Annotated in this window: 4 protein-coding genes; all 4 read right to left on the bottom strand. The window is 47.3% G+C overall.

Annotation, left to right across the window (positions count from 1 at the left end):
• The coding region (chrA, locus tag ACWVCM_RS13225) for a chromate efflux transporter (protein WP_455202230.1) at positions 1–1,048 on the bottom strand (1,048 nt) is incomplete at its 3' end.
• Between the two features lie 57 nt (positions 1,049–1,105).
• Positions 1,106–1,645 (bottom strand): class I SAM-dependent methyltransferase, encoded by a 540-nt coding sequence (locus ACWVCM_RS13230; protein WP_455202231.1) that lies wholly within the window; start codon positions 1,643–1,645, stop codon positions 1,106–1,108.
• Positions 1,646–1,922: 277 nt separating this feature from the next.
• Positions 1,923–2,333, bottom strand: coding sequence for a GFA family protein (locus ACWVCM_RS13235; protein WP_455202232.1), 411 nt, complete (start codon positions 2,331–2,333; stop codon positions 1,923–1,925).
• A gap of 389 nt (positions 2,334–2,722) precedes the next feature.
• Positions 2,723–3,988: ATP-binding protein (locus ACWVCM_RS13240; protein ID WP_455202233.1), on the bottom strand; the 1,266-nt coding region annotated here is incomplete at its 5' end.

A 3,988-nucleotide genomic window follows, 5' to 3' on the forward strand; every position in this document is an offset into this window, starting at 1 on the left:
AAGTAAAAAGCGTGGCAACCGCCGCACCTGCCGCACCGGCCATAACCAGCATATCAGGCCCGAATATTTCTTTGGTCCAGCCACCCACGAATCCCACGAAAGCCACTACCATGATCAAAGGTCCTGGCGTTGTCTCACCCAGCGCCAGCCCGTCAATCATTTGTGTACCACTTAGCCATGCATACTGCTCTACTCCACCCTGATACACGTAGGGTAATACTGCATAAGCACCACCGAATGTAACCAGCGCCGCCTTGGTAAAAAACCAGCCCATCTGTGGCAACGTGCCACCCCAACTGTAATTACTTGCAAGCAAGCCCATAACAGTTACCCAGATAATTAACCCGGTGGCTGCATAAATTAAGAATCTACTCCATTTAAAGTTGGCGTGATCGGGTACCGGGGTATCATCATCAATCAGCGACGGACCAAATGTTTTGTCGGAAGCTGCATGGTGACCACCCGCCTTAAAATATTGCGGCGCAAACCGCGAACCCGCGTAACCCAGCAAACCGGCGGCCAGCACGATATAGGGAAAAGGAATCTGAAGCACAAAAATCGCCAGGAAAGCCAGCAGGGCGAAAGCGCGAAGCACATTGTTTTTTAAGGCCCGCGATCCGATTCGATAGGCTGCAAACACCACAATAGCCGTGACTGCGGGTTTAATGCCATATAAAACGCCGGCAACCACGGGCACATCACCATAAGCAAGATAAAGCCAGGTTAACGCAATTAGAATAAACAATGAAGGCAATACAAAAAGCACACCTGCCGTGATACCACCCCATACACCATGCATCAACCAGCCTATATAGGTTGCAAGCTGCTGTGCTTCGGGCCCTGGTAGAACCATGGTGTAGTTTAATGCATGCAGGAAACGATGCTCGGAAATCCAGCGGCGTTTTTCCACCAGTTCCTGGTGCATCATGCTGATCTGACCGGCTGGTCCGCCAAAACTGATGAATCCCAGTTTTAACCAGTAAACAAATGCCTGTCCGTAGGATACCGGTGCCGGACGTTCTGAAGTTAACGGAGTGCCCGTAGACATATTGCTAATAATCCCTGTTTAACAATAAGGGGGCTGATCCCTCTAACCCATGCGCTTTCATTTGGGCGAACACGTAAACATGTTACGCTCTTCTCTAATAATTTTCCAACAACCACTCTTTGCTATCTTCTGCCTTGCGTTTGCCATTCGCTGATGACCACTCTCGATGAAGAGCGTACCATCAGGCTTTAGCAAACGATGAAGTTCTTTGAGAAATTCCCCGGCATCTTTAATATGATGGAACATATCCAATGCATAGATTACGTCTACTGTGTGATCATCTATTTCAACGGGATAGCCTGTTGATAAAATCGGAATAACGTTCTCAAGGTTTTTCTTCTTTGCCTTTTCTGTGACTGCCTTGATGGCTAGTGGGTGAACATCAACAGCGTAAACTTTGCCACTACTGCCGACTAATTTCGATGCAGTTTCAACAAAACTTCCTGGTCCACAACCAAAATCTACAACGATAAAACCATTATCAATATTGAACTGATCGAGCTTTTTCCCGGCCGGAATCAAAACATCTCGTATAGATAGTAAGAAAGACATTAGCCGGAATGCGAAATTCGGCATGTGTTTAAATCCGCTACTCATGTTCAGTTTCCGTGGTAGTAAAAGTCACAACTGCTATCTCCTTTAGCCAGGGTGTGCTGTCTTCTGAGTTCTACAAAAAAGGGAAGGAGGGATTTAATTTTGAGCAACCTGACCAATTGGTTGAATAAAAATCCCTCCGTCCCCTTTTACTCCATGGATGTTACTCCGTGAGGTATGAATGCCTAACGACCAAATATGCGGCGAGGCGTAGCCGCGTCCGAGTGAGCAATAGCGAACGACATGATTTGCTTGTTAGTCGATGTCTTACGCAGATATTTCATTTTTGAAAAGATTCCTGATAGCTTTTGATTTTATTAATATCATCGACCCAGCTGAGTTTACTTGAACAATACACGTTAAATGCTGGTGTAAAGTTGGATGGTTGTGCCAATGCGCCATAAAATACTAAATACATGCCAGGGATGCGATAATTTTTGTTATATATTTGTGAGCCACATTCCTTACAAAAATATTTTTCCCCAGAGTTTTCGACTTTGTATTTTTTGAGATTATCCTCTCCTTTTGTAAATACCAAATCGCTTTCATTCACACCTGCATAGGTTGAGAACGCACTACCATTCCGTTTTTTACAATCATTACAATGGCAATTCACTGTAAACATTGGGTTATTTTTTATTTTGAATCCAATCAATCCACAGTGACATAACCCTGATATTTTATTTTCCATATACTAATTTCCTTTTATATACGACTAACAGTTATTTAGACAGAATGTCATTTTTCCAGATTTATTAACACTGTTAATAAACGCCGAATCTCGACATTTATAGACTTCTTGGATACACACATTCTGACGATAACGACAATCAAATTCCCCATACTATAAACCAGTCCTAAACAACATGCTGCCCGAATCTTTAAAAATGATTATTCTGCATAAATAGTATGCATAGTATTACTGTCATTTGGTGTAACTATGGGAATTGAGGGGGCTATGAAAGATCTAGCCCTCATCCTCGGCGCTTGTTCCCGACAGCGCTCTACCTCGCACATCCATGTGCTCGTAGCCTTCTCCCCAGAGGGGAGAAGGAATAATAGTGAAATGAAGGAGTTTTTTTATCGCGGCAGTGTAAGTACGGCTTCCAGTCCACCTTTAGCATGGTTGTGCAGGGTAAGGTCGCCGCCGTGTGCCCGCGCGATGGTTCGGGCAATGCTGAGTCCAAGCCCTGCCCCGCCGGTTTCGCGGTTGCGTGATGCTTCGAGACGATGAAAGGGTTTGAAGACTTCATCAAGCTGCTGTTCGGGAATACCGGGGCCGTGATCAAGGATACGGATAAGCAGCTGTTGTTGTGTAGGCTGTTGCGTATCTTCAAGCTGCACATCCGCCTGTTCACCATACTTGATGGCGTTATCAATCAGGTTTTCCAGGCAACGGCGCAATGCCATGGGCTGTGCTGGATAAGGTGACGCGTTGCCGTTGATACTGACCTTTTGTCCCATGGATTGCCGGTCGTCCTGCAAGGTTTCCAGCAGAGCCATGATATCCACCGGTTTGCTTTCTTCATGTTGTTGTTCGCCGCGGATGAAATTGAGCGTGGCAACCGTCATGGTTTCCATATCATTTAAATCATGCAGGATCTTGTCGCGCACTGGCCCATCGTCCAGCAGTTCGGCACGCAAGCGCAGACGGGTGATGGGTGTTTTTAAATCATGGGACACCGCGGCTAAAAACCGTTCCCGGTCCTGAATGTAGTTGGTAATGCGTGTTTGCATGGTGTTGAACGCCTGCGCCGCATGCCTGACTTCCCTGGGGCCTTTGTTTTCGTTCAACGCTGGCCGGGTGATATCGCGGCCCAGTGCATCGGCGGCTTCACCCAGCACCACCAAAGGACGGGTGACGCGGCGAACCGCCCACAATGACAGCGCAACCACGGACAATAACAGTATGGCCAACGTGACAGGTAACTTGCCTGGCAGTAGAAATTGATCCTGCGGCAGTTGCTGAACCATTCGCGCCCAGTCACCGTCACGCAGTTGTGCTTCGATTTGAAAGGCCGTCGGGCCTGCTGTCATCATCAGTTGATGTTCCGGTTCGGCATGCATCATATGCATTCCGCGCATCATGCCGGGCATTCTGTTGGTAAACAGTGGTGCAGTTTGTTCCCAGTCGAGGATGGCGACCTTCACCGGGCGCTGGTCAAGTTGGCGCGATAACAGCGCCTGCAATTGAACCGCATAGGCGTCCGTAGATGAAGCAGCCAGTTGAGAGTCGCGTTCAACCACAATGTGCAAGGTTGAGGTGTTTAAACTGTTTAGCACCAGCTGGCGTTGTGCTTGCGGCAAGGTATCCATCAGTTCAACAACGCTGGCAAAGCGTTGCGC

This window comes from Kaarinaea lacus, assembly GCF_975902315.1.